This window comes from Streptomyces sp. NPDC050287 (assembly GCF_044459385.1).
GTDB lineage: Bacteria > Actinomycetota > Actinomycetes > Streptomycetales > Streptomycetaceae > Streptomyces.
Map to the genome: position 1 here is coordinate 120,553 of NZ_JBITIY010000018.1, position 22,592 is coordinate 143,144.

22 protein-coding genes and 1 tRNA gene are annotated in these 22,592 nt (G+C 70.1%); 9 read left to right on the forward strand and 14 right to left on the reverse strand.

The window, feature by feature from the left end; translation table 11 throughout:
- Positions 1–9: 9 nt before the first annotated feature.
- Together rlmB and ACIBK3_RS41135 are read left to right on the forward strand one after the other, a co-directional pair.
- Positions 10–951 (forward strand): 23S rRNA (guanosine(2251)-2'-O)-methyltransferase RlmB, encoded by a 942-nt coding sequence (gene rlmB / locus ACIBK3_RS41130; protein ID WP_399373252.1) that lies wholly within the window; start codon positions 10–12, stop codon positions 949–951.
- Between the two features lie 119 nt (positions 952–1,070).
- Positions 1,071–2,903: a DoxX family protein gene (locus ACIBK3_RS41135; RefSeq protein WP_399373254.1), complete on the forward strand. Its 1,833-nt coding sequence runs from the start codon at positions 1,071–1,073 to the stop codon at positions 2,901–2,903.
- Positions 2,904–3,041: 138 nt separating this feature from the next.
- Here the strand turns inward: ACIBK3_RS41135 and ACIBK3_RS41140 are convergent, their stop codons facing one another.
- From ACIBK3_RS41140 to ACIBK3_RS41155, 4 genes are all read right to left on the reverse strand, one after another.
- The gene (locus ACIBK3_RS41140) at positions 3,042–3,773 is read right to left on the reverse strand and encodes an NDP-sugar synthase (RefSeq protein ID WP_399373256.1); all 732 of its coding nucleotides are present in this window, start codon (positions 3,771–3,773) and stop codon (positions 3,042–3,044) included.
- A 117-nt stretch (positions 3,774–3,890) separates the two neighbouring features.
- Complete coding sequence (locus tag ACIBK3_RS41145) at positions 3,891–4,343, reverse strand: hypothetical protein (protein ID WP_399373257.1); 453 nt, start codon at positions 4,341–4,343, stop codon at positions 3,891–3,893.
- Between the two features lie 273 nt (positions 4,344–4,616).
- Complete coding sequence (locus tag ACIBK3_RS41150) at positions 4,617–5,753, reverse strand: ABC transporter ATP-binding protein (RefSeq protein ID WP_399373259.1); 1,137 nt, start codon at positions 5,751–5,753, stop codon at positions 4,617–4,619.
- A 378-nt stretch (positions 5,754–6,131) separates the two neighbouring features.
- Positions 6,132–7,457: an RNA-guided endonuclease InsQ/TnpB family protein gene (locus ACIBK3_RS41155; protein ID WP_399373328.1), complete on the reverse strand. Its 1,326-nt coding sequence runs from the start codon at positions 7,455–7,457 to the stop codon at positions 6,132–6,134.
- Between the two features lie 173 nt (positions 7,458–7,630).
- On the opposite strand from ACIBK3_RS41155, the gene ACIBK3_RS41160 reads away from it, so the two are divergent.
- Positions 7,631–7,704 (forward strand) — tRNA-Thr (locus ACIBK3_RS41160).
- 18 nt (positions 7,705–7,722) lie between these two features.
- Here ACIBK3_RS41160 and ACIBK3_RS41165 read toward each other — a convergent pair.
- Both ACIBK3_RS41165 and ACIBK3_RS41170 read right to left on the reverse strand, forming a co-directional pair.
- A complete protein-coding gene (locus ACIBK3_RS41165) occupies positions 7,723–8,715 on the reverse strand; it encodes a DUF4037 domain-containing protein (protein WP_399373261.1) in 993 nt (330 codons plus the stop codon).
- Between the two features lie 6 nt (positions 8,716–8,721).
- Entirely contained in the window at positions 8,722–9,216 is a 495-nt protein-coding gene (locus ACIBK3_RS41170; RefSeq protein ID WP_399373263.1) for a GNAT family N-acetyltransferase, read from the reverse strand.
- 210 nt (positions 9,217–9,426) lie between these two features.
- Here ACIBK3_RS41170 and ACIBK3_RS41175 point away from each other — a divergent pair, with 210 nt between their 5' ends.
- The gene (locus tag ACIBK3_RS41175) at positions 9,427–10,071 is read left to right on the forward strand and encodes a dihydrofolate reductase family protein (RefSeq protein WP_399373265.1); all 645 of its coding nucleotides are present in this window, start codon (positions 9,427–9,429) and stop codon (positions 10,069–10,071) included.
- 32 nt (positions 10,072–10,103) lie between these two features.
- On the opposite strand, the gene ACIBK3_RS41180 is transcribed toward ACIBK3_RS41175, so the two are convergent.
- Complete coding sequence (locus ACIBK3_RS41180; RefSeq protein ID WP_399373267.1) at positions 10,104–11,030, reverse strand: aminoglycoside phosphotransferase family protein; 927 nt, start codon at positions 11,028–11,030, stop codon at positions 10,104–10,106.
- Between ACIBK3_RS41180 and ACIBK3_RS41185 the strand changes: the two genes are divergently transcribed.
- The gene (locus tag ACIBK3_RS41185) at positions 11,029–11,682 is read left to right on the forward strand and encodes a rhomboid-like protein (RefSeq protein ID WP_399373329.1); all 654 of its coding nucleotides are present in this window, start codon (positions 11,029–11,031) and stop codon (positions 11,680–11,682) included. The genes ACIBK3_RS41180 and ACIBK3_RS41185 overlap by 2 nt on opposite strands.
- A gap of 55 nt (positions 11,683–11,737) precedes the next feature.
- Here ACIBK3_RS41185 and ACIBK3_RS41190 read toward each other — a convergent pair whose 3' ends face one another.
- Entirely contained in the window at positions 11,738–12,718 is a 981-nt protein-coding gene (locus tag ACIBK3_RS41190; RefSeq protein ID WP_399373269.1) for a zinc-binding dehydrogenase, read from the reverse strand.
- A gap of 59 nt (positions 12,719–12,777) precedes the next feature.
- Positions 12,778–13,938 (reverse strand): FAD-dependent oxidoreductase, encoded by a 1,161-nt coding sequence (locus tag ACIBK3_RS41195; RefSeq protein WP_399373271.1) that lies wholly within the window; start codon positions 13,936–13,938, stop codon positions 12,778–12,780.
- 137 nt (positions 13,939–14,075) lie between these two features.
- On the opposite strand from ACIBK3_RS41195, the gene ACIBK3_RS41200 reads away from it, so the two are divergent.
- A complete protein-coding gene (locus ACIBK3_RS41200; RefSeq protein ID WP_399373273.1) occupies positions 14,076–14,828 on the forward strand; it encodes a pentapeptide repeat-containing protein in 753 nt (250 codons plus the stop codon).
- Between the two features lie 202 nt (positions 14,829–15,030).
- On the opposite strand, the gene ACIBK3_RS41205 is transcribed toward ACIBK3_RS41200, so the two are convergent.
- Entirely contained in the window at positions 15,031–15,531 is a 501-nt protein-coding gene (locus ACIBK3_RS41205) for a hypothetical protein (protein WP_399373275.1), read from the reverse strand.
- A gap of 41 nt (positions 15,532–15,572) precedes the next feature.
- On the opposite strand from ACIBK3_RS41205, the gene ACIBK3_RS41210 reads away from it, so the two are divergent.
- Complete coding sequence (locus ACIBK3_RS41210) at positions 15,573–17,111, forward strand: M1 family metallopeptidase (RefSeq protein WP_399373277.1); 1,539 nt, start codon at positions 15,573–15,575, stop codon at positions 17,109–17,111.
- Between the two features lie 18 nt (positions 17,112–17,129).
- Here the strand turns inward: ACIBK3_RS41210 and ACIBK3_RS41215 are convergent, their stop codons facing one another.
- Positions 17,130–18,071: a GNAT family N-acetyltransferase gene (locus ACIBK3_RS41215; RefSeq protein WP_399373279.1), complete on the reverse strand. Its 942-nt coding sequence runs from the start codon at positions 18,069–18,071 to the stop codon at positions 17,130–17,132.
- Positions 18,072–18,150: 79 nt separating this feature from the next.
- Entirely contained in the window at positions 18,151–18,726 is a 576-nt protein-coding gene (locus ACIBK3_RS41220) for a TerD family protein (RefSeq protein WP_093721561.1), read from the reverse strand.
- 147 nt (positions 18,727–18,873) lie between these two features.
- Here ACIBK3_RS41220 and arfB point away from each other — a divergent pair, with 147 nt between their 5' ends.
- Positions 18,874–19,311, forward strand: coding sequence for an alternative ribosome rescue aminoacyl-tRNA hydrolase ArfB (gene arfB, locus ACIBK3_RS41225; protein ID WP_399373281.1), 438 nt, complete (start codon positions 18,874–18,876; stop codon positions 19,309–19,311).
- Between the two features lie 118 nt (positions 19,312–19,429).
- On the opposite strand, the gene ACIBK3_RS41230 is transcribed toward arfB, so the two are convergent.
- Both ACIBK3_RS41230 and ACIBK3_RS41235 read right to left on the reverse strand, forming a co-directional pair.
- Positions 19,430–19,900: a GNAT family N-acetyltransferase gene (locus tag ACIBK3_RS41230; protein ID WP_399373283.1), complete on the reverse strand. Its 471-nt coding sequence runs from the start codon at positions 19,898–19,900 to the stop codon at positions 19,430–19,432.
- A gap of 51 nt (positions 19,901–19,951) precedes the next feature.
- Positions 19,952–20,536, reverse strand: a complete 585-nt coding sequence (locus ACIBK3_RS41235; protein WP_399373285.1) for a flavin reductase family protein — start codon at positions 20,534–20,536, stop codon at positions 19,952–19,954.
- A gap of 392 nt (positions 20,537–20,928) precedes the next feature.
- On the opposite strand from ACIBK3_RS41235, the gene cdgB reads away from it, so the two are divergent.
- Entirely contained in the window at positions 20,929–22,581 is a 1,653-nt protein-coding gene (gene cdgB, locus ACIBK3_RS41240; protein WP_399373287.1) for a diguanylate cyclase CdgB, read from the forward strand.
- The last annotated feature ends 11 nt before the right edge of the window (positions 22,582–22,592 follow it).

The following is a 22,592-nucleotide window of genomic DNA, read 5'->3' on the forward strand; positions in this document are numbered from 1 at the left end:
AGGTAGGTCATGGCAGCCAACAACCGCCGCATGTCCGGCAAGAAGGGCGCGCAGGTCGGCAGCGGCGGCCAGCGACGCAGGGGCCTCGAAGGCAAGGGCCCGACCCCGCCCGCCGAGATGCGCAAGGGTCACAAGAAGAACCGCGTCGCGGGCGCCAAGGCCAAGCAGACGGTACGCCGGCCCGCACCCCGGGGCCGTGGCGGCAAGTCGGCGTCCGAGCTGGTCGTCGGCCGCAACCCGGTCGTCGAGGCGCTGCGTGAGGGCGTGCCCGCCTCCACGTTGTACGTCCAGCAGTTCATCGACAACGACGAGCGGGTCCGCGAGGCGCTCCAGCTCGCGGCCGAACGCGGCGGGATCAACCTCATGGAGGCCCCCCGCCCCGAACTCGACCGCATGACCAACGGCCTCAACCACCAGGGCCTCGTCCTCCAGGTCCCGCCGTACGAGTACGCCCACCCCGAGGACCTCGCAGGCGCCGCCTACGACGACGGCCAGGACCCCCTCATCGTCGCCCTCGACGGCGTCACCGACCCGCGCAACCTCGGCGCCGTCGTCCGCTCCGTCTCCGCCTTCGGCGGCCACGGTGTCGTCGTCCCCGAGCGGCGCGCGGCCGGCATGACCGCCGGCGCCTGGAAGACGTCCGCCGGTACGGCCGCCCGTACCCCCGTCGCCCGCGCCACCAACCTGACGCGCGCCCTGGAGGGCTACAAGAAGGCCGGCATCGTGGTCGTCGGCCTGGCCGCCGACGGCGAGGCCGAGGTCGGCGAACTGGCCGCACTGGACGGCCCGGTCGTCATCGTCGTCGGCAGCGAGGGCAAGGGCCTGTCCCGCCTCGTGAGCGAGACCTGCGACCACCGGGTGCGGATTCCGATGCCGGGCGGGGCCGAGTCGCTCAACGCCGGTGTGGCGGCGGGGATCGTGCTCTACGAGGCGGCGCGACGACGGGCGTGAACGGGTCTTCGACCTAGTCACCCACACGGGGTATTCCTGGCGTCCAGGGCAACCTTGACGGAGACCGGACAGATCCGCCCCGGTCAAAGCAGTGTCCTAACCACACGTCACTCGGTTAGATGAGTGTGGACACCAGAACACCCCGCACACCCACGGGGGACGGCCCGTCGGGATTCGACGACGCTCCCGCGCTGAGCATGGTGAAGGTGCCGAGCGATCCGGCGCAGGTCATCGTCAATCATGTGAGCTTCCGCGTGCAGTTGGGCGCGTCGACCCGACGCATCCAATCCCCGCGGATCGCACGGCACTTGAGTGCCGCCGTGGACACCGCGCGCATGCCCGCCGCCGGCGTGGCCGGCAGACCGGGCGGCAACGCCGCCGCCCGCCGCCGGCCCGTCGTGTGGAGCGGCAAGTCCGCCCCCGACGACACCGGCGCCCACCGCCTGCTCCAGGCCGTGCGGGGCGGCAGCGTCGGCCACGGCGAAGACTCCGCCCCCGCCCCGACCGCCGACGCCGGAGCCACCCAGGTCATCCCCCGCGTCGACGTCAACGGCGACTACAGCGACCAGAGTTACGCCGACGGCGGCTACGGCAACGGCGGCTACGGCAACGGCGGCTACGGCAACGACGGATACTCCAACGACGGCTACGCCAACGACGGATACTCCAACGACGGCTACGACGACGGTTATGGCGACCTCGCCCAGACCGTCGAAACCCCGGTCGTCGGCGCCCAGCGCACCCACGGCAGCCACCGCTCCGACGGCACCCGCCTCCTGCCGAACATGCGGACCGTGGGCAGTGCCTACGACGAACCCGCCTACACCGGCGAGGAGTACGAGGAATACGAGGAGTGCGAGGAGTACGACCACCGCGCCGCGGGTGCCGGCTCCGACTCCGACCCCGACTCCGCCGGGGACCGGCCCGGCAGGCCGCACGGCGACGACCCCTCACGGCACGCCTACTACCCCGGCCGCCGCATGAACCTCGGCGTCGTCCTCCTCCCCCTGCGCATCTTCCTCGGCTTCATCTCCATCTACGCCGGCATGGGCAAACTCTGCGACCCCGTCTACTTCGACGGCGGCGAACGCGGCTCCATGGTCAAGTGGCTCAACACCCTGCACCCCTGGGAAGTCGCCGAGCCACTGCGCCAGTTCGCCCTCCAGCACCCCATCGGCGCCGGCCTCGTCATCGCCTTCCTCCAGGTCATCGTGGGCGTCCTCACGATCCTGGGCTGCTGGCAGCGGGTCGCCGCGGTCGTCGGTGCCGGCCTGTCCGCCGCTCTCCTCGTCACCGTCAGCTGGAAGAGCGTCCCCGCCTACGACACCCCCGACATCATCTACCTCGCCGCCTGGTCACCGCTGATCATCGCCGGCGCCCCCGTCTACTCCGTCGACGGCCGCCTCGCCGGCGGCGCCTGGCGCCGCCTCGGCCCCCGCGCCGACATCTGGGACCTGCGCCGCCACGTCCTGCGCCGCGGCGCCCTCATCACCGCCGTCGCCACCGGCATCACCCTGCTGATCGGCTCACTGCTCGGCGGCGCCGTGCGCGACGCCGACCGGGTGGTCGTCCCCGGGCCCGGCGAACCCCCACGCAACGAACTCCCCGGCTCCCCGCTCCCACGGGACCCCGCCAAGCGCCACAGGACAACCCCGTCGGCCTCCGTCCCGCCCACCCGGAGCACCACCGCCGGAACCGCCGGCCCGACCGCCGGCACCACCACCCCGGGCGCCACCCGCGACACCGGCACCGCGACCGGCGGCGGCACCCCCAGCCAGACCCAGGGCACCGGCGGCCAGGTCCCGCCCCAGCACACCTCCCCGGCCCAGCAGGCCCCCAGCACCAGTTCCGGCCCCACCTCTGGCGGCAGCGCCTCCAGCGGCTCGACAGGCGGCACCGGCAGCGGAGACTCCACCTCCCAGCCGGGCCTGGTGGGCGGCCTGTTGGGGTAACCCCGCCGGTGGGCGGAATCCTGGGCACGCCTGCCGGCTGAACCACCTCTTGGCCCAAACGTCGATGGGGTCCCGCACTCAACAGTGCGGGACCCCATCGACGTAATACCTGCGGACGTAGAAACAGCTACCGGCCGGCTACCGCCCCATCGCGGCCAGCTCCTTCGCCGCCTCCGTCAGATCCTTCGCCGTGTCGATGGCCCGCCAGTACGCACCCTGCGGAATCGGGAAACCGGCCAGCTGCCGCTCCCGCGCAAGATGCGGAAACGTCGTCCGCTCATGATCCCCACGCTCGGGCAGCAACTCCACGAAGCCCGGCGAGAAGACGTAGACACCCGCGTTGATCTCGAACGTCGACGGCGGTGCCTCGATGAAGTCGGTGATGTGCCCGAAGCCGTCCGTCTTCACCGCCCCCCACGGAATCCGCGGGCGCGCCAGCGCGAGGGTCGCGAGCGCGTCACGCTCGGTGTGGAAGTCCGCCATGTCGCGCAGCGAGAAACGGGTCCAGATGTCGCCGTTGGTGGCGTACCACGGGCGGTCCGGGTGGGGCAGGTGCGCGGCGGCGTACTTGAGGCCGCCGCCACGGCCCAGCGGTTCCGTCTCGACGACCGTCGTGACGTTCACCGGCAGATCCGCGGACTCCAGCCACTTCTGCAGGACGTCGGCGAGATGGCCGCAGCTGATCACCACGTCCGTCACGCCCTCTTCCGCGAGCCAGACGAGCTGATGGCCGATGATAGGAGTCCCCGTTCCGGGGATCTCGACCATCGGCTTGGGCCGGTCGTCGGTGTAGGGGCGCAGTCGGGAACCCTGGCCCCCGGCCAGGACGACGGCTTGAACGGGGCGGGACGCGGCGTTCGGATCGGTCATGAATCGAACTGTACGGTGCGTCCCGCCCGGTGCTGGTTCCGGCAACCTTTCCTTAATCAGCCGTTACCTCCTTTCGGCGGGACGCCGGGAGATCCCGCGGGAAGGGAGGGGGCGCGCTCAGCTGTGCGCCGCCGCGACGCCCGACGCGAAGGACGTGTCGCAGACCGGGCGGGCGTACGACTGCGCGCGCGTGGGCCCGTACACACGGACCGCGGCACGGCCCAGCGCCCTGGCGATGGACGCGCAGTGCCCGGCCAGCTTCGGATGGCCGTTGACGGCCTCCTGGAGGTGCGTGAGCGCGACGCCCGGGTTCTTCTCCTGGAGTTCGGTCAGGAGCTGGTCGCGCAGCACGTCCTGGGGGGCGCGGGGCGCGGCGGGCTTGGCGTCCGACAGTGTGGCGTCCGATGCCGTGAGCACCGAGTTCGAGGGATCCCCCGACCAGTTGACCCGGGTGACCGCGAGGGTCCCGGAGAGCACCAGGACGACGGGCAGGACGAGGGCGAGGGAGCGGCCGATCCGGCGGGCGGGGCCCCGGCCGCGTCGCGTCTGTTGGTTAGTGGAGTACTTCACGCGTGTGAGGGTAGCGTGGGGTGATGATTTGGCGACATTGAGTCACCGGTTCGAGGGACGGGTTGCGCCACTTCTTGGGTAGCAGGTTGACGCACACTGCTCGAAATGACCGGTCTGCCGGGGTATTTGTCGACAACGAGAAGCACTCAACGAGTACGGGCCCAACGAGTAGGGGTCCAACGAGTAAGGACCCAACGAGAAGGGCCCCGCAGCAGCCTGCGGGGCCCCTCTTCGTCAACGTGGGTGAATCACCCGGGATCGCGCCACCCGTACTCAGTCGGAGAGGCGCTCGCCCGTGGAGGTCGAGAACACGTGGGTCTCGCCCGGCCGCGGCACGACGTGCAGCGTGGCGCCCTTCTCCGGGACCGCGCGGCCGCTGACGCGGACGACCAGGTCCTTGAGGTCGTCGCCGACCTTGGCGCTGCCGTAGACATAGCCGTCGGCGCCGAGCTCCTCGACGACGTTCACGGAGACCGCGAGACCGGCCGGAGCGTCCTCGGTGTCCTTCGACAGGGCGGAGGCGGCGGCGCCGTTGTGCTCCACGATGTCGAAGTGCTCCGGACGGACACCGACGGTGACGGTCGTGTCACCCTTGTCGGAGGCGGCCTTCAGGGCGTCACGGTTGATCGGGACGACCGAGTTGCCGAACTTCACGCCGCCGTCGGTGATCGGGACCTCGACCAGGTTCATCGCGGGCGAGCCGATGAAGCCGGCGACGAAGAGGTTCGCGGGCCGGTCGTACATGTTGCGCGGCGAGTCGACCTGCTGCAGCAGACCGTCCTTCAGCACGGCCACCCGGTCACCCATCGTCATGGCCTCGACCTGGTCGTGGGTGACGTAGACGGTGGTGATGCCCAGACGGCGCTGCAGCGACGCGATCTGCGTACGCGTCGACACACGGAGCTTGGCGTCCAGGTTGGACAGCGGCTCGTCCATGAGGAACACCTGCGGCTCACGCACGATCGCGCGACCCATGGCGACACGCTGACGCTGACCGCCGGAGAGCGCCTTCGGCTTGCGGTCCAGGTACTCCGTCAGGTCGAGGATCTTCGCGGCCTCCTCGACCTTCTGCCGGATCTCCGCCTTGTTGACGCCGGCGATCTTGAGCGCGAAGCCCATGTTGTCGGCGACGGTCATGTGCGGGTACAGCGCGTAGTTCTGGAACACCATGGCGATGTCCCGGTCCTTCGGCGGCAGATGCGTGACGTCACGGTCACCGATACGGATGGAACCGGCGTTCACGTCCTCGAGCCCCGCGAGCATCCGGAGCGAGGTGGACTTGCCGCAACCCGACGGACCGACGAGGACGAGGAACTCGCCGTCCTCGATGTCGATCTCAAGAGCGTCGACGGCGGGCTTCGTGGAACCCGGGTAGATCCGGGTCGCCTTGTCGAACGAGACAGTGGCCATGGTGAAGGGCCCCCTTCTACCGGCAGGAACGTGCCGGACGATCCGTTGTAGGAAGGTGGTGAGCCGCCCCGGGCATGCCCAGGGTGGTGTAGTCCACACGCGTGAACTGGGTCAGGACGGTACCTGGCGTTCGCCCGGCTGTCAGTACTCCGGGACATGTGAACTTCGCGGAAATTTTCGAACGGGGAAGAGCAACTCACTTTTGGCCATGCTTGGGCAGGGGCAAAGCACCGGCTTTTTGACCTCGCTTCAAGTTTCCTGCTTCACCGCCCACTGCCTGCCGCGCACGGCCCTGGTGAGCTGTGCCCGACGGGTCTTACGTGGGCTCCACAGGCATTCCGGCCGACGGCCCGTCGGTCCGTACCGCACCGGCCGCACCTACGCGGCCAGCAACCGCATCCCCTCATCGCGGAGATTCACGGCCGCATTCACATCTCGGTCATGGAGCACACCGCACTCGGCGCAGGTCCACTGCCGAACCGAGACGTCCAGCTTCGGCCCCATGACATGGCATGCCGAGCATCGCCGCGTAGAGGGAAAGAAACGGTCGACAACCACGAGCTTCCGGCCGTACCACTCGCACTTGTACCGCAGCTGCCGCAGCAACTCACCCCATGAGGCATCGACGATCGCCTGGTTCAGCTTCGCCTTGCGCTGCCTCCCCTTGCCGCGCCTCGCACGCATCAAGGTCACGACAGACAGGTCCTCCACCACGAGCACTTGGTTCTCGCGCACGAGGCGGGTGGTGAGCTGGTCCAGCATGTCCCTGCGTACGTCACCGATGAGCGCATAGAGGCGCGCGATCTTCTGCCTGACCTTCCCCCGGTTCTTCGACCCCTTCACCTTCCTGTGCAGCTCCCGCTGCAACCGCGCCAGCTTCTCCGCGTACCGCTTCAACAACCGCGGATGATCAAGTTTCGTCCCGTCGTCCAACGTGACGAGAGACGCCAGCCCCACGTCCACCCCGACCGCCTTCGGCTCCCGAGTACCCGGCACGAACACCGGCGGCAACGGAGCTATGCGCTCCTCCACCAACGTCGACACGAAATACCGGCCCGCCCGATCCCGCGTCACCGACAACCGCACCGGAACCACACCGGCGGGCAGCGCCCTCGACCACCGGACGTCCAACGGCTGCGACTGCTTGGCCAGCGTGATCAACCCCGTACCGGGCCGATCCGGATCCTCCACCCACTTGAAGCCCGTACGCACATACGTCGCCGCATCCCGCGACCGCCCCTTCTTCTTCCGCTTCGGATACTTCGCCTCCCCCTTGAAGAAGCGGCCGTACGCCTGATCCAGATGCCGCAACGACTGCTGAAGGACCGTCGACGACACCTCCTTCAACCACGCCGTCTCCTCGGCCCGCTTCCAACCCGTCAGCGCCCGACACGTCTCCGCGAACCCCACATTCACCCGATGCCGCTCCCACGCCCCGGACCGCAGCGCCAGCCCCTCGTTGTAGACCCATCGGCAGGCACCGAACGTCCGCTCCAGCTGCTCGGCCTGCTCCTTGGTCGGATAGAAGCGGAACCGGTACAGGCGGTGGTGTGTGTCCGGCTCCTTCGCGTGGGACTGCAGCCGAGTCGCCTCGCGCGTGTGGTGCTTACGGCGGTCACCGATGCCGAGGACCTCGCGCTTGACGCGCTGGGCCTCCTCGCCCTTCACCGCTGTCGGTTTCGGTTTCTCCGCAGTCTTCCCCATGGACCCCTCCCTGACGATCCGATCTTCGGAACGGCACGTCAGATCGATCAACGAACGGGTGCGCGGATGGTTACGCAGGGTTTTTCCGGTCGCTTGAGGGGGGAACTTCATGGCTTGGGGAAACGGTCTCTGTGTACAGTGGTGGCGCCTTCGCGTGCGGCGTTGCACGCGCTGCCTCCTTAGCTCAGCTGGAACGAGCGGCTGTCTTGTAAACAGCAGGTCGTCGGTTCGAATCCGACAGGGGGCTCAGCGAGAAAAGCCCAGGTCAAAGCCCTTCTGGCCTGGGCTTCTCCCTGCCCCGGCCCTCTAACGCCGCAGCGAACCTCTCCGCCCCCAGCACCCGGAATGGCCTGCTGTGATACGGCCGCACGCTCTGGTCGACCGGATCCGTCAGGCCGAGTTTGTTGTGCAGGCCCGCGACAGTCTCGTACGCCTGGCACAGGCGTTCCTCCCGGGTCCGCCAGTCCGTTGCCGCGAGGGCTGCCGTGAGGACCGGGGTGAGGCGGGCGCCTGTCGGGGTGCGGGTGAAGGCGGAGCCGAGCCATTTGCTGTACGGCGGGTAGCGGTGGTGCATGAGGAGGCACAGGCGCATCAGGTGGCGGGTCTGGCGGGCGGCGACGATCGCGGAGCCGAGTTCGTCGCCGACCTCGCCGCAGCGGCCGACGAAGGCTTCCTCCTCGGCGAGGTGCCGCCAGTGGTCGGCCAGGGTCCGGAGCCAGATGTCGTGGGGGTACCAGGCCAGGGACGCGCGGACGGGGGTCAGGGTGCCGAGGCCGTCGTGGAAGACGGCGCCCTCGGTGGCTTCGGCGAGGAGCTGGGTGGGGGTGGAGAGCCAGGTTTCCGGGGGTATGCCGGTCGTCGGGTCGAAGCCCAGGTGGTGGGTGAACCACGTCGGTACGTCGGCGATGTCGATGCGGTGGTGGACGGGGCCGTCGGTCCGTCGCATGACGCGGACGTGGGGTTCCTCGGTGGGGGCGAAGTGGGTGGGGTAGCCGAGGAAGGTTTTCGGGAGGTGTTCGGAGAGGTACGCGGAGAGTCGCTCGGCGTGGTGGGGTGCGTCCTCGGGGCGGAGAAAGAGCTGAAGGCGTGGGCCCCATTCGTGGTCGGCGGAGCGGGGGGTGTCGAAGCCGAGGACTTCTGAGCCGCTGCCGATGCGGGCGGCGGAGTGGGGGAGGCCGCGAGCGGTGTCCTCCAGTAAGGGGCGGACGGCTTCGGTGTAGAAGCGGCGGGAGAGTTCCAGGCCCTGGATGAAGGTCATGGGAGGTTATTTCCCCGTCGCTGGTGTGCCGGTTCCGAGGGTGGTGAGGGCTTTGTCTGTGAGGCGGTAGGTCGTCCATTCGGTCTGCGGGCGGGCGCCGATGGATTCGTAGAAGGCGATCGTGGGGGTGTTCCAGTTGAGTACGGCCCATTCGAGGCGGGCGTAGCCGCGTTCGACGCAGATGCGGGCCAGTTCGGTGAGGAGGGCTTTGCCGTGGCCGGTGCCTCGGGCGGTGGGGCGGACGTAGAGGTCTTCGAGGTGGATGCCGTGGACTCCGCGCCAGGTGGAGAAGTTCAGGAACCAGATGGCGTAGCCGACGGGTTCGTCTGTGGTGTCGTCGGTGGCGATGTGGGCGTGGGCTGTGGGGTGGGGGCCGAAGAGGGCGTCGTGGAGTTGGTCGGGGGTTGCCTTGGCTTCGTCCAAGGCTCTTTCGTAGTCGGCGAGTTCGCGGATCAGGGTGTGGAGGGCGGGGATGTCTGCGGGGGTGGCGGGTCGGATCATGGGGCAACGCTAGTGCGGTGAGCGCGGAGGTTGCCGGGGACGACGGTGGTCAGTCGGCGGCGGCGCCGTGCACGCGGTCAGGACGAGCGCGCCCGCGAGGCCGGCCCGTGCGGTGTGGGCCATGCGGCGTCGGCCGTGTCGGCGCGGCGATGAGTTTTCGGGGCCGGGGGAGTCTCATCATCGTTGTCGGCAACTCAGGAGGAGGAGTACGTGGCTCAGCTATTGAGAGTGCAGAACTTCGTCGTCTCCAGCGACGGCATCGGTGCCGGTGAGGACCAGAGCCTGGAGAGGCCGTTCGGTCATGTCGACCCGGGGAGGCTGTTCGCCTGGGCCGGGGCGACGGCGAGTTGGCCCAATCGCACGGAACCGGGAGGGAGCCGGGGTCTGGACGACTACTTCACCCGGGACTTCGCGCACAACATCGGCGCGGAGATCATGGGTCGCAACAAGTTCGGGCCGCAGCGGGGGCCCTGGCGGGACCTGGAGTGGCGGGGTTGGTGGGGGGAGGAGCCTCCGTTCCACACGCCGGTGTTCGTCATGACCCATCATGAGCGTCCTTCGTTCACGCTTTCCGACACCACGTTCCACTTCGTCGACGGCGATCCGGCCGCGGTCCTCGAGCAGGCGCGTGAGGCGGCGCGGGGCAAGGACGTCCGGCTCGGCGGAGGGGTCACCACGATCCGGGAGTTCCTGGACGCGGATCTTGTCGACACCCTGCATGTGGCGGTTTCGCCGGTGAAGCTGGGGTCCGGTCTGCGGCTGTGGGAGTCGCCCGATGAGTTGCTCGACCGGTTCCATCTGGAGGTCGTGCCCAGCCCGAGCGGTGTGACGCATCACCTGTTCTGGCGGAAGTGACATGAGACCCGCTTCCTTCGGTGGGGCGGGTCTTAACGGCCGGTGTCGCGCAGGCGTCTGGCGATTTCGAGTTGTTCGGGTTCCAGGGGGCGGCCGTCCTCGATTTCCCAGAGGCAGTTCTGGAGGACCCGTCCGAGGGTCCAGGCGCGGGCCCGGGCGGGGTCGAGGGTGAGGATGTCGGTCATGGTGTCGAAGCGGTGGCGGATGTCGGTGGGGTCGAAGCGGTTGTAGAGGGCGGGGAGGAGTTCGAAGGCGGGGTCGCCGGCGAGGGGTTTGGGGTCGATGGCGAGCCAGGGGGCGCGGTCGGCGGCGAGGACGTTCTCGTAGTGGAGGTCCCAGTGCAGGAGGCGGTCGCCGGGTTCGGTGGCGACTTCGCGTACGGCGGCGGCGCAGTCGGCGAGGAGGCGGCGGGCTTCGGGGTCGGGGACGTGGGTGAGGGCCTGGGGGGTGTCGTCGAGCATGGCCTGGGTGATGTCGCCGAGGCGGCGCAGGCCGGGTGGTGCGGGGGTGGTGGTGAGGTGGGCGAGGAGCCGGGCGATGACGGCGGCGGCTTCGTGGGTGTCGGGGTGCTGGGACAGCATGCGGGTGGGGTCGAGGCGTTCCAGGAGCATGGTGCCGGTGGGTTCGTCGTGGTCGAGCAGGCGTACTGCTCCGTCGCCGTTCCAGGCGCGCAGGGCGATGGGTTCGCCTCTGCTTTCGTCGTCGAGGAGTTGGAGTTTGAGGACGGCGGGGGTGTGGTCCGGGCGGTGGAGGACGGGGAGGACGAGGGCGGAGACGCCGTGCATGGGGCGTCCGTCGAGTTTCAGGTCCCAGCGGTCCAGGAATTCCGCCGCCAGGTGGGGCAGGCGGGCGATGAAGGCGCGTCCGGTGGTGCCGTTGTATTTCTCCTGTGCTGCGGCCAGTGCGTCCGGGATGTCGATCACGTACGGGACGATACTTGCGTGCGTGAATCGGCTCATGTGGATGGGTGGGCGCCTGGACCGGGTGGTGAGGTATGTCCGTGGTGCGCCGGGGACGTATGTCTGGCTGGCGCTGCTGTTCGTGACGACGGTCGCGGTGCGTCACATGTCCCCGGGTTTCGAGCGGGAGTTCCTGCTGGAGCGGTCGACGAACATTCAGGGGCTGTCGGAGAATCCGGCGCGGGCTCTGGTCGCGAGTGCGCTGTTGATCGACGGCGGGAGGTGGTTGCCGCAGGTCTTCCTCTACAGCGTCTTTCACGCGCCGGCGGAGCGCTGGCTGGGGACGGTGCGCTGGCTGGTGGTGTGTGTGACGGCGCATGTGCTGGCGTCGCTGGTCAGTGAGAGTGCGGTGCTGGTGGCGATGTGGGACGGGCGGGCGCCGGCGTCGACGGCGGACACGTTGGACATCGGGGTGAGTTACGCGCTGGCCGGGGTGGTCGGCGTGCTGGTGTACCGGATCGCGCGGCCGTGGCGGTACGGGTATGTGGTGGCGGTGCTGCTTGTGTACGGCGTGCCGCTGGTGGTGGGGCGGACGTTCACCGATGTCGGGCATTTTGTGGCGTTGTTGATCGGGTTTGCGTGTCATCCGGTGACGCGGGGGCGGGGGGAAGCGTGGGATCCGGGGGAGGTGTTTGCTGCTCGGAGGGGCTAGTTTTTCCATCTGGTACGTGGATGACGGGCTGCCTGCGGTGCGGGAGCCGGGGAGGTCATGGCTCCAGTACCACCTTTCCGGTGGTCGCGCGGGTCTCCAGGGCTCGGTGTGCGGCGGCCGCCTCGGCGAGTGGGTAGCGCTGCACGGTGGGGGTGAGGCGGCCGGCGGCGGCCTCGGTGAGGGCGCGCAGTTCGAGGGTGCGTACGGGGTTGGGGCCGGCCGCCTTCCGCATCATCACGGGGCCGAGGACCTGTTCGGAGAGGCCGTCGACGAGGTAGGGCGTGCCGTCGTGCGGGCCCTGGCTCGACCAGCCGAACACGATGTGCCGGCCGCCGGGTCCGAGCAGGGCGACGGCCTCGCGGGCGACGTCACCGCCGACGCCGTCGAAGACGACGGTGGGGGTACGCCCGTCCAGATACGCGCGGACCGTGTCCGGCCAGGTCGGGTCCTTGTAGTCGACGGCGAGGTCGGCGCCGTTCTTCTCGACGCGGGCCGCCTTTTCGGGGCCGCCCGCCAGGCCGATGACGGTGGCGCCGGCGTTCTTCGCGTACTGCACGAGCAGGGTGCCGATGCCGCCGGCGGCGGCCGGGATCACGGCCACGGTGTCCGGCCCCGGCTCGGCGAACTGCAGGATTCCCATGGTCGTACGGCCTGTTCCGATCATGGCGACGGCTTCGGCGAAGTCGAGGTTGTCCGGGATCTCGTGGGCGCGGTCGACGTCGGTGACGGCGAGTTCGGCGTAGCCTCCCGGTGCGAATCCGAGGTGGGCGACCACGCGTTTGCCGAGCCACAGGCCGGCGACGCCCTCGCCGAGGGACTCGACCGTGCCGGCGACTTCCCGGCCGGGGATCGTGGGCAGGGCGGGCGGTTCGGGCAGGGGGCCCCGGATGCCCTCGCGCAGGGCGGTGTCCAGGAGGTGGACACCGGCCGCTCGCACGGCGATACGGATCTGGCCGGGGCCCGGTGCCGGGTCCTCGGCCTGTTCGTAGGTGAGGTTCTCGGCCGGGCCGAAGGTGTGCAGGCGGACGGCGTGCATCGGGGGTCCCCCTCGGAAGTGGTGTTCTCGGTGGGCAGGTCACCGTCCACTGTTCAACCTCAAGCTTGCTTGAGGTCAAGGGTGTGCCGGCCGAGGGCGAGCGAGACCGCGGTCAGGGCGCTGTTGAAGGAGACCTCGGACAGCACGCCGGGGGCGGCGACCTGGTCGCCCGCGAGATAGACGCCGTCACCGCGGTCGATCGCGGGCCGGTCGCGCCAGCTGGTGCCCGGGAGGTCGACGGCGCCGGTACGGCCGTTCGCTACTGCTTCGCGCCGCCAGGTGACGCGCTCGCGCCAGCCGTCGAAGGCGAGGTCGAGGAGCTGTTCGGCGCGTGCGACGCCGTCGGCCTTGGTCTCGTCCGGGCCGATGGGGATCTGGCCCTGGATCAGCTGCTCGCCGGTGGGGGCGAGGGTCCGGTCCTGGGCGGTGAACCGTTCGATCCAGCCGGGGGAGTCGAGGTCACAGACGGCGAAGGCGTCCCCGCGCCGGGTGCGCACGGCGAGGTCGAGGAGTGTCGTACGGCCGCTCGGCCAGGTCAGTGACTCGTCGCCGAGGAGTCGCCGGGCGGCGTCGAGGGAGGTGGCGACGACGACGGGGGTGTCGGTGGGGAGGGTGTCGACGCGGGACAGCGTCTCCATCCGGACGCCCAGGTTCCAGGCCCGGGCGGCCATCCGGTCGATGAGTGCGCCCCAGCCGCCGCGCGGGTAGTGGGCCTCGGGCGGGAGCTTGGTGGCGCGGCGCAGCCGTTCCTGCACGAACGCGGCGGACAGGGCGCCCGGGTCGTGGTGGAACAGGGCGACGGCGCAGTAGTGGGCGGCGGCCCGGGCACCCTCCTCGCCGGCCTGATCGGTGGCCCAGGTCAGGAAGTCGACGTCGACGGGTGCCTCGCGGGCACCGCGGCGCAGCAGCTTGAGCATCGCGAAGGGCGGGGTGCGGCGCAGGACGCCCTGGTGGCGCAGCCGCAGCCGGGCCGCCTCCAGCGGGGGGAGGGGCGCGAGCGGTCCGATCAGGTCGCGCTGCCGGAGCCAGGCCCAGTGCGGGCCGCCGTTGTAGAGGGCGTGCGGTCCCTCGTTCGTCCGGTACGGCCCCTCGGCGGTCCGGGCCCGCCCGCCGAGGGTGTGATGGGCCTCGTGCACGGTGACCTTGGCGCCCGCCTCGGCTGCGGTGATGGCCGCGGTCAGTCCGGCGAAGCCGCCGCCGATGACGGTGATGCGGTGCATGTCTGTGGTCTCCCTCGGGGTCGGGGTCGCTTTCTCACCTTTCTCTCGGTACGACTCTTGCGGCGGCCGGAATGTGACATGGATGTGCCCCTTCGCAGGTCAGGGCGGTTGTCAGTGGTGGGGTGCAGCATGGGGGCATGGCGAGGAGAGCGGTGGGCGGGACGGGTGGGTCCGGCGGGAGCGGTGGTTCTGGCGGGAGTGGGTGGTCAGGTGGTGCGGGCAAGGCTGCCGGCTCCGGCGGGGTGAAGGCGGCGCGGCGGCCGGGGGTGCGGCTGCCTCCGCTGGAGCCGTACGGCGGTGGGGAGTTGGAGCCGGACGGGGACTATGACGGGCTGGAGTTCCGGGAGGTGGACTTCGTCGGGCAGGACGGTGGGGGCGCCCGTTTCATGGACTGCGCGCTGACGGGGTGCGCGCTGGACGAGACCCGGCTGACGCGGGCACGGGTCCTGGACTCGGTCCTCACCGGCCCGCGCGGCGTCGGCACCGAACTCGCGGAGGCGACCCTGCGGGACGTCGAGGTGATCGACGCCCGCATGGGCGGGGTACAGCTGCACGGGGCAGTGCTGGAGCGGGTCCTGATCCGCGGCGGCAAGATCGACTACCTGAACCTGCGTTCGGCCCGTCTCAGAGACGTCGTCTTCGAGAGCTGCGTCCTGGTCGAGCCGGACTTCGGCAGCGCCCGCCTGGAGCGGGTGGAGTTCGTCGACTGCGCGCTGAAGGGCGTCGACCTCGCCGCGGCGACGCTGACAGACGTCGACCTGCGCGGCGTCGCCTCGCTGGAGATCGCGCGCGGGGTGGACCGGCTGGCGGGGGCGGTGATCAGCCCGGCCCAACTGCTCGATCTGGCGCCGGTGTTGGCGGGGGCGCTGGGGATTCGGGTGGAGGGCTGACGGGCCTTCGAGGGGACGGGCCTTCGGGGGACGGGTCTTCGCAGACCTGGGCCGGAGAAGTCGCCGCCCCGCAGTCGGGACAGCCGGGGTTCGGGACAGTCGGGGTTCGGGACAGTCGGGGTTCGGGACAGTCGGGGTTCGGGACAGCCGGGACTCAGAGCGTCCCGGACTCAGAACATCCCGGACTCAGAGCGTCCCGGACTCAGGACACCCGGGGAAAGCGGGCCTGCAGGGTCCAGATCGCCGGGTTGTCGGCCAGGTCGTCGTGGAGGTCGGTCAGGTCGGCGATGAGGTCGTGGAGGAAGTCGCGGGCCTCGCGGCGGAGCTCGGCGTGGGAGAAGGTCAGCGGGGGCTCTTCCACCGGCATCCAGTCGGCCTCGATGTCGACCCAGCCGAAGCGGCGCTCGAAGAGCATGCGGTCGGTGGACTCGGTGAAGTCCAGTTCCGCGCGCTGGGGGCGGGCGGCGCGGGAGCCGGCCGGGTCGCGGTCGACGCGCTCGACGATGTCGCACAGGGCCCACGCGAAGTCGAGCACCGGAACCCATCCCCAGGCTGTGGACAACTCCCGGTCGGCCTTGGTGTCGGCGAGGTAGACGTCACCGCAGAACAGGTCGTGCCGCAAGGCGTGGACGTCCGCGCGGCGGTAGTCGGTCTGCGGGGGGTCCGGGAAGCGGTTGGAGAGGGCGTAGCCGATGTCGAGCACATACGTGATGGTGTCACGCGGCTAGTCATAGGATCACGGCCGTGTCCCGATCCGCACCGGTTGTCCCGGTCTTCGCCCCGGCCCGTGTCCCGGCCTGTACGTCGCTCCTCCTCGCCCTCGCTCTGGCCCTGACCGCGTGCGGCGGGGGAGCACACGGCAAGCGCGGGGGTTCCGGTGTCGGCGACCCGTACTTCCCGAAGGCGGGCAACGGCGGCTACGACGTCACGCACTACGACCTCACTCTCGCCTACGACCCGAACTCGAACCCGGACGCGGACTCGAACTCGGACGCGGACGCGAACCAGGACGCGGACCGGAACCAGGACGCGGACTCGAACCAGGACGCGAACCCGGACTCGGACCGCCTGTCCGGTACGGCCGTGCTCACCGCCCGCGCCACGCGGGACCTCTCCGCCCTCGACCTGGACCTCAAGGGCCTGGACGTCGAGAGCGTCACCGTCGAGGGCCGCCCCGCCCACTTCCACCGCACCGGCCAGGAACTCACCGTCCGCCCGCACGACGACCTCGACAAGGGCGAGACGTTCCGCGTCGCCGTCCGCTACTCCGGCACCCCCGAGACGATCACCGATCCGGACGGCTCCCAGGAGGGCTGGCTGCGCACGGCCGACGGGGCGCTGGCCCTCGGCGAGCCCACCGGATCCATGACGTGGTTCCCCGGCAACCACCATCCCTCCGACAAGGCGTCCTACGACCTCACCGTGACCGTGCCCAAGGGCCTGCGGGCCGTCTCCAACGGGGAACTGACGGGCGAGACGACCAGCGGGAACCGTACGACCTACACCTGGCACACCCCCGAACCCATGGCGAGCTACGTCGCCACGCTCGCCGTCGGCCGATACGACATCACGCGCTACGACATCCCCCTCTCCACCGCTCCCTCCGGCCTGCCGGTGTACGTGGCCGTGGACCCGACGCAGGCCGGGGCGAGCCGGAAGGTCCTCGCCAGGCTTCCCGAGATCATGGAGTGGGCGGAGGACAACTTCGGTCCCTACCCCTTTTCGTCCACCGGAGCCGTCGTCGACCGGGCCGACGACGCCGGATACGCCCTGGAGACCCAGAACCGGCCGGTCTTCCCCGGCCCGCCCGACACCGCGACCCTCGTCCACGAACTCGCCCACCAGTGGTACGGCGACTCGGTCACCCCGAAGACCTGGCGGGACATGTGGCTCAACGAGGGCTTCGCCACGTACGCGGAGTGGCTGTGGGACGAGGACCACGACGGCGACAGCGCCCAGCAGACCTTCGACGCGCTCTACGACCACGGCGAGGACAGTTACGACGACCTCTGGTCCTTCCCGCCCGCGAAGCCGGCGAGCGCCGCGCACATCTCCGACAGCCCGGTCTACCAGCGCGGCGCGATGGTCCTGCACAAGATCCGGCAGACGGTCGGCGACGACACCTTCTACGACATCATCCAGGGCTGGTCCGCCACCCACCGCCACGGCACCGCGGACACCGCGGACTTCACCGCGTACGTCGAGAAGAAGGCACCCGGCAAGGATTTCACCGGGATCTGGAGGGACTGGCTGTACGGGGAGGGGAGGCCGGCGCACGGTTGACCCGGAGGCTGAGGGGGGCTACTTCAACTCGTCCAGCAGCCGCGCCAGGTCGGGCGGCAACACCGGTTCGGCTGCCTCGGCCAGCTCCTGCCGGGTCCACCAACGCCAGGCGAGGATGCCCTCGTCGGTGTGGACGGCGGTCACGTCGGGGCCGGCCGGATCGCGGTGGGGGCCGTGGGCGACGTAGATGTGCTCGTGCTGGTGGATGAGGGAGTCGCCGTAGGTGAAGTCACGTTCCCATGTGCACAGGAGGGGACCCGGTTCGAGGTCCGTCCAGCCGGTTTCCTCACTCAGTTCGCGCAGGGCACCCTCGCGCGGGCTCTCGTCCGCCTCCAGGCCGCCACCGGGCAGCAACCAGTGCACGCCGGTCTCGACATTGTCGTACCGGAAGAGGAAGACCGCGCCGTCCGGATCCAGTACGGCGACCCGGGCCGCGCGGCGCGGGGTGCGGAGCGGTTTGCGCAGCACCGTGCAGGGGCGGCCCTTCCGCAGGTCCTGGCGGTGGGTGATCGGCTGGTAGCCGAGGCCTGTCCAGAAGGCGAGGGCGCGTTCGTTGCCGTCGAGGACGGCGAGGCGTACGGCCGTGCGGCCCGCGGAGCGGAAGCGGTCTTCGACGAGCGACGCCAACCGGCGGCCGTGGCCCCGGCGGTGGACGTCCGCCGCCACCATCAGCAGGCCGATCCACGGGTCCGGGTCGGCCGGGTCGGGGTGGTGGGACAGGGTGATCGCGATGCCGACCAGCCGGCCCTCGCTGCGGGCGAGCAGTACCTCCACGTCCGGGTGCGCCAGCTCCTCCGCGAGCGCGGCCGCGACCTGCTCCGGGCGGATGTCGTCCGGATCGGGGAAGTCACCGCTGAGGGCCTGGAACTCGCGGTTGTCGGCGTAGAGCGCGGTGAGTTCGGTGAGGAGGGCGGCCGGGATGTCGTGGTCCGGGGTGAGCGCGAGAGAGGTCAGGAGCACGCGGGCAACCTACCAAGACGCCGAAACCCCCGGCCGGAGCCGGGGGTTCACGTTCACCGTGGTGTACGGCGTGGTGTTCTCAGACGTTGACGCCGAAGTCCTGGGCGATGCCGACCAGGCCCGAGGCGTACCCCTGGCCGACCGCGCGGAACTTCCACTCGGCGCCGTTGCGGTACAGCTCGCCGAAGACCATCGCGGTCTCGGTGGCCGCGTCCTCCGAGAGGTCGTAGCGCGCGATCTCGGCGCCGCCCGCCTGGTTGACGATGCGGATGTAGGCGTTGCGGACCTGGCCGAAGTTCTGCGAGCGGTTCTCCGCGTCGTAGATCGAGACCGGGAAGACGATCTTGTCGACGTCGGCGGGGAGGCCCGCGAGGTTGACGTTGATCGCCTCGTCGTCGCCCGCGCCCTCGCCGGTGCGGTTGTCACCGGTGTGGACGATGGTCTGGTCCGGGGTCTGCTTGTTGTTGAAGAAGACGAAGTGGGCGTCGGAGTAGACCTTGCCCTGTGTGTTGACCGCGATCGCGGAGGCGTCGAGGTCGAAGTCCGTGCCGGTGGTGGTGCGGACGTCCCAGCCGAGGCCCACGGTGACGGCGGTCAGGCCCGGAGCCTCCTTGGTGAGCGAGACGTTGCCACCCTTGGACAGGCTTACAGCCATTGTTGGGAGTCCCTTCCCTCGTTATGTAACGGGCACGAAGCTACAGCTACCTCCTTGAACGCGGCGGGGGGTGGCCAAGGTTCCCCGTCTCTTTACTTTCTTTACCAAGAGATATTTGGGTGACGTGGACGGGTCAGGGGCGGGAACATGGACACCATGTCCGGTCCCTATCTCATCCGCGGCTCCGTCTCGCTCCCCGAGGCCGAGCTCGTCTGGCGTTTCTCGCGGTCGTCGGGACCGGGCGGGCAGCACGTCAACACCAGCGACACCCAGGTCGAGCTTCGCTTCGACCTCGCCCGCACCGAGGCTCTTCCCGAGGTGTGGAAGCAGCGGGCGCTGGCCAAACTGGCCGGGCGGCTGGTCGACGGTGTCGTCACCGTCCGCGCCTCCGAGCACCGCTCCCAGTGGCGCAACCGCGAGACCGCCGCCGTACGCCTGGCGTCGCTGCTGGCCGAGGCGACGGCCCCGCCGCCCAAGCCGCGCCGGGCCACCCGCATCCCCCGCGGCATCAACGAACGCCGCCTGCGTGAGAAGAAGCAGCGCTCGGACACCAAGCGGGGACGCCAGGGCCGCGACTGGGGGTGACGGTCCCCGCCCTGACCGGGCGCCTTGACCGGCCCCTCAGACCGGCGGCCTTGACCGGTCACCCAGACCGGCGACCCTGACCGGCCCCCCCCAGACCCGGCCCCCTCACCGTGCCGACTCAGGACAGCTCAAGTACTCCGACGGTCTGCCCTCCGCTTGTCTCCCCGTTCGGCCGGAAGCCGAGCCGCAGATAGAAGTTCTCGGGGCCGTCCGGTCCCGGGTGCCAGGTGACGTACATCTCCTTGTCGCCCCGGCGGCGCAGCTCGGCGGCGACGGATTCCACGGCGAACCGGCCGTAGCCCCGGCCCTGTTGCCCGGCCGCGATGTTCAGCCGCCACAGTCCGGAGCGGAACAGGGTGCCGTCCTCCTTCCAGTCGATGCCGAAGAAAGCCATGAGGAAGCCCACGGGACGGTCGCCGTCCACGATCAGCCGGGGCCAGGCGACGCCGGGATGGACGTACGCCTCCGCGAGCGACTTCACCACCGGGGCGACCGCGCGTTCCTGCTCGGGGCGGACCCGTATGGCGATCGCGGCCTCGACATTGCGGGAAGTGACCTCTTCGAGTCCGAGTGTGGGCGTCGATGTCATCCGGTGACGGTAAGCCGGACGTTCGACCGGCCGCCACGGGATTGCGGGCACTCACCCCAACTGCCGGTACCGCCCCCGGAAATACAGCAGCGGGCCGCCGTCCGCGCTCGGCAGGGACGCTGTCAGGACGCGGCCGATGACCAGGGTGTGGTCGCCGGCCTCCACGCGTTGTTCCGTGCGGCACTCCAGGGTGGCCAGGGCGCCGCCCACCAGGGGAGCGCCGGTCGCCTCGCCGCGGACGTACGGGACGTCCTCGAAGAGGAGGCGGTCGCTGATGCGGCCCTTCATGGCGAAGCGGCCCGCGATGTGCCGCTGGCTCTCGGAGAGCACCGACACCGCCCACAGGTGCTGCTCGTCCAGCAGGTCGTCCATGCGGGAGCCCTCGCGCAGGCTGACCAGGACCAGGGGAGGGTCGAGGGAGACCGACATGAACGCGGTCGCCGTCATGCCGACGTCCTCGCCGACGGGCGCCCGCGGGTCGTCCGGGTCGAGGGACGCCTCCTGCGCGGTCACCAGGACCACGCCGGCGGCCAGCCGGGACAGGGCGGCGCGGAACTCGTCGTTGCTCACCCCCACAGCATGCCCGGAGGCGAGCAGGGGGGCGGCGGCGGAGAGGGCGGGGGGAGTGTTCGGCACGGCTGAAACGCTAATCTCCGGGCCGCGCACGGCGCATCGGGCCTTGGGCCGATCATGGTCCTAGGACTCATGGCGGAGTTGTCTGTACGGTCGCCAGGTCAGGATCTCCCCGCCCCGGCCTCCGCGTCGGTCTCCCGGTCACGGACTCCACATCCGGGCAAGATTTATGTTCAGTAAACGCACCGGGAAAACACAGAAACCCCACTCAATTGTTCATCTTTAGCTGTGACTTGAGTCACAAGGGGCGGTAATTGTTGACCCTGTGTACCGAGTGGGCAGCGCGCTGTGATTCAGTGGCGGGGAACCTATAGGGGAAACAGCAAGCGCACCACCGACCAGAAGCGCCGAGAACAACCCTTGATTCGCTGCGAGGTCTCGGGGGGAGGGCGAGCATGGAGGCCGAGTCGGAACCCTACGTCCGTCTTGCGTCTCTGCGACAGCTGCACCAGGTCATGGCCGACATGAACACGGCCCGCAGCCTTGCGGACACGCTGCAGACGGTCGCCGAGGGCGTGGTCCAGGCTCTCGGGTACGAGCTGGCGTGCGTCAATCTCGTACGCCCCGACGGCGACCTCGTGGTCGCCGCCTTCGCGGGCAACTCCGCCGCCGAGGCGCTGATCACCGGGCGGGTCGGCTCGCGCGATTCCTGGGAGCGCCGGCTGAGCATGGGCGAGCACTGGGGCGACCTGGTGTTCATACCCCACACCGAGGGCTGGGTCCTCGACGACGACGACGTACCGCAGTGGTACACCGACGGTCCCGCGCCCCGCTTCGAGGACGAGTGGCACCCCTCCGACCGGCTCTTCGCTCCCATGTACACGCCCGCCGCGCCGGGCGGCGGGTCCTGCGGCGAACTGATCGGCGTGCTCTCCGTGGACCGGCCGCGCAACGGCCGCAGGCCGGGCGCGTGGGGACGCGAAGCGCTTCAGATGTACGCGTTCCAGGCCGCCATCGCGATCAGCAACGCACGTCTGCGCGCCAACATGCAGCGCGCACTGGTCAGGCTCGAAAGGGAGCAGCAGGCCCTGCGCGCCAGTGAGGAAAGCTTCCGGCAGGCCTTCGAGTACGCCCCCTCCGGCATGGCCATCGCCGAGATGGGCGGCGACCAGCACGGCCGGATCCTGCGCACCAACGACGCCCTGTGCCGGCTGCTGGGCCGCCCCGCGTCCGCGATGCGCCGCTACTCCTTCTCCGACCTCGTGCACCCCGAGGACATCGGCACCCTGCTGCGGACCTCGGCGGAGGGCGGCCGCGCCGAACTCCGCCTCGGGCGCCGCGACGGCACCTACGTCTGGGTGTCGCTGCGCAACTCCGTCGTGGCCGACGCCGCCGACGGGCCCCGCTTCCTGCTCACCCACGTCGAGGACATCGAGGAGCGCAAGCGCCGCGAGCTCCAGCTCGCCCACCGCGCCTCCCACGACTCCCTCACCGGCCTGCCGAACTCCGCCGAGCTGCGTTCCCGGCTGTCCTCGCGGCTGTGCCGGCGCGCCACGCACGCCGGCGAGCTGGAGTCGATCGACGCGGCCTACGGGCACCCCGCCTTCGACGCCAACGGCTTCGACACCTACCGGCCGGGCGCCGAGGCGTTCGACGCCTACGACCACCATGTGCACACCGTCGCCCCCGAGGGTGACCTCGACGACGGCACCAAGGGGCTCGCGGTGCTCTTCTGCGACCTCGACGGCTTCAAGTCGATCAACGACCGGTTCGGGCACAACGCCGGTGACGCGGTGCTCATCGAGGTCGCCCGGCGGCTGTCGCGGGGGGTCCGCGACGGCGACACCGTGGCCCGGCTCGGCGGTGACGAGTTCGTGGTGCTGGCCGACGGCCTCGGCCGGGCCGACGCCGAGGACCTGGCCGTACGGCTGCGCAACGAGATCATCCAGCCCATCCGGGTCGACGGACGGGCCATGCGGGTCGGCGCCAGCTTCGGCATCGGCTGGGCCCACTGCGGGATGACCGCGGACGAAGTGTTGAAATCCGCTGACGAGCGGATGTACGTCGAGAAACGATCCCGTCCCAAACAGCACAGACGCGCGGGATGATCCGCAGGTCA

Bases quoted from the DNA above. Each gene is read 5' to 3' on its own strand.
- rlmB (WP_399373252.1), top strand. From the start codon at position 10: ATGGCAGCCAACAACCGCCGCATGTCCGGCAAGAAGGGCGCGCAGGTC.
- ACIBK3_RS41135 (WP_399373254.1), top strand. From the start codon at position 1,071: ATGAGTGTGGACACCAGAACACCCCGCACACCCACGGGGGACGGCCCG.
- ACIBK3_RS41140 (WP_399373256.1), bottom strand. From the start codon at position 3,773: ATGACCGATCCGAACGCCGCGTCCCGCCCCGTTCAAGCCGTCGTCCTG.
- ACIBK3_RS41150 (WP_399373259.1), bottom strand. From the start codon at position 5,753: ATGGCCACTGTCTCGTTCGACAAGGCGACCCGGATCTACCCGGGTTCC.
- ACIBK3_RS41155 (WP_399373328.1), bottom strand. From the start codon at position 7,457: ATGGGGAAGACTGCGGAGAAACCGAAACCGACAGCGGTGAAGGGCGAG.
- ACIBK3_RS41165 (WP_399373261.1), bottom strand. From the start codon at position 8,715: ATGACCTTCATCCAGGGCCTGGAACTCTCCCGCCGCTTCTACACCGAA.
- ACIBK3_RS41170 (WP_399373263.1), bottom strand. From the start codon at position 9,216: ATGATCCGACCCGCCACCCCCGCAGACATCCCCGCCCTCCACACCCTG.
- ACIBK3_RS41185 (WP_399373329.1), top strand. From the start codon at position 11,029: ATGTGGATGGGTGGGCGCCTGGACCGGGTGGTGAGGTATGTCCGTGGT.
- ACIBK3_RS41180 (WP_399373267.1), bottom strand. From the start codon at position 11,030: ATGAGCCGATTCACGCACGCAAGTATCGTCCCGTACGTGATCGACATC.
- ACIBK3_RS41190 (WP_399373269.1), bottom strand. From the start codon at position 12,718: ATGCACGCCGTCCGCCTGCACACCTTCGGCCCGGCCGAGAACCTCACC.
- ACIBK3_RS41195 (WP_399373271.1), bottom strand. From the start codon at position 13,938: ATGCACCGCATCACCGTCATCGGCGGCGGCTTCGCCGGACTGACCGCG.
- ACIBK3_RS41200 (WP_399373273.1), top strand. From the start codon at position 14,076: ATGGCGAGGAGAGCGGTGGGCGGGACGGGTGGGTCCGGCGGGAGCGGT.
- ACIBK3_RS41220 (WP_093721561.1), bottom strand. From the start codon at position 18,726: ATGGCTGTAAGCCTGTCCAAGGGTGGCAACGTCTCGCTCACCAAGGAG.
- arfB (WP_399373281.1), top strand. From the start codon at position 18,874: ATGGACACCATGTCCGGTCCCTATCTCATCCGCGGCTCCGTCTCGCTC.
- ACIBK3_RS41230 (WP_399373283.1), bottom strand. From the start codon at position 19,900: ATGACATCGACGCCCACACTCGGACTCGAAGAGGTCACTTCCCGCAAT.
- cdgB (WP_399373287.1), top strand. From the start codon at position 20,929: ATGGAGGCCGAGTCGGAACCCTACGTCCGTCTTGCGTCTCTGCGACAG.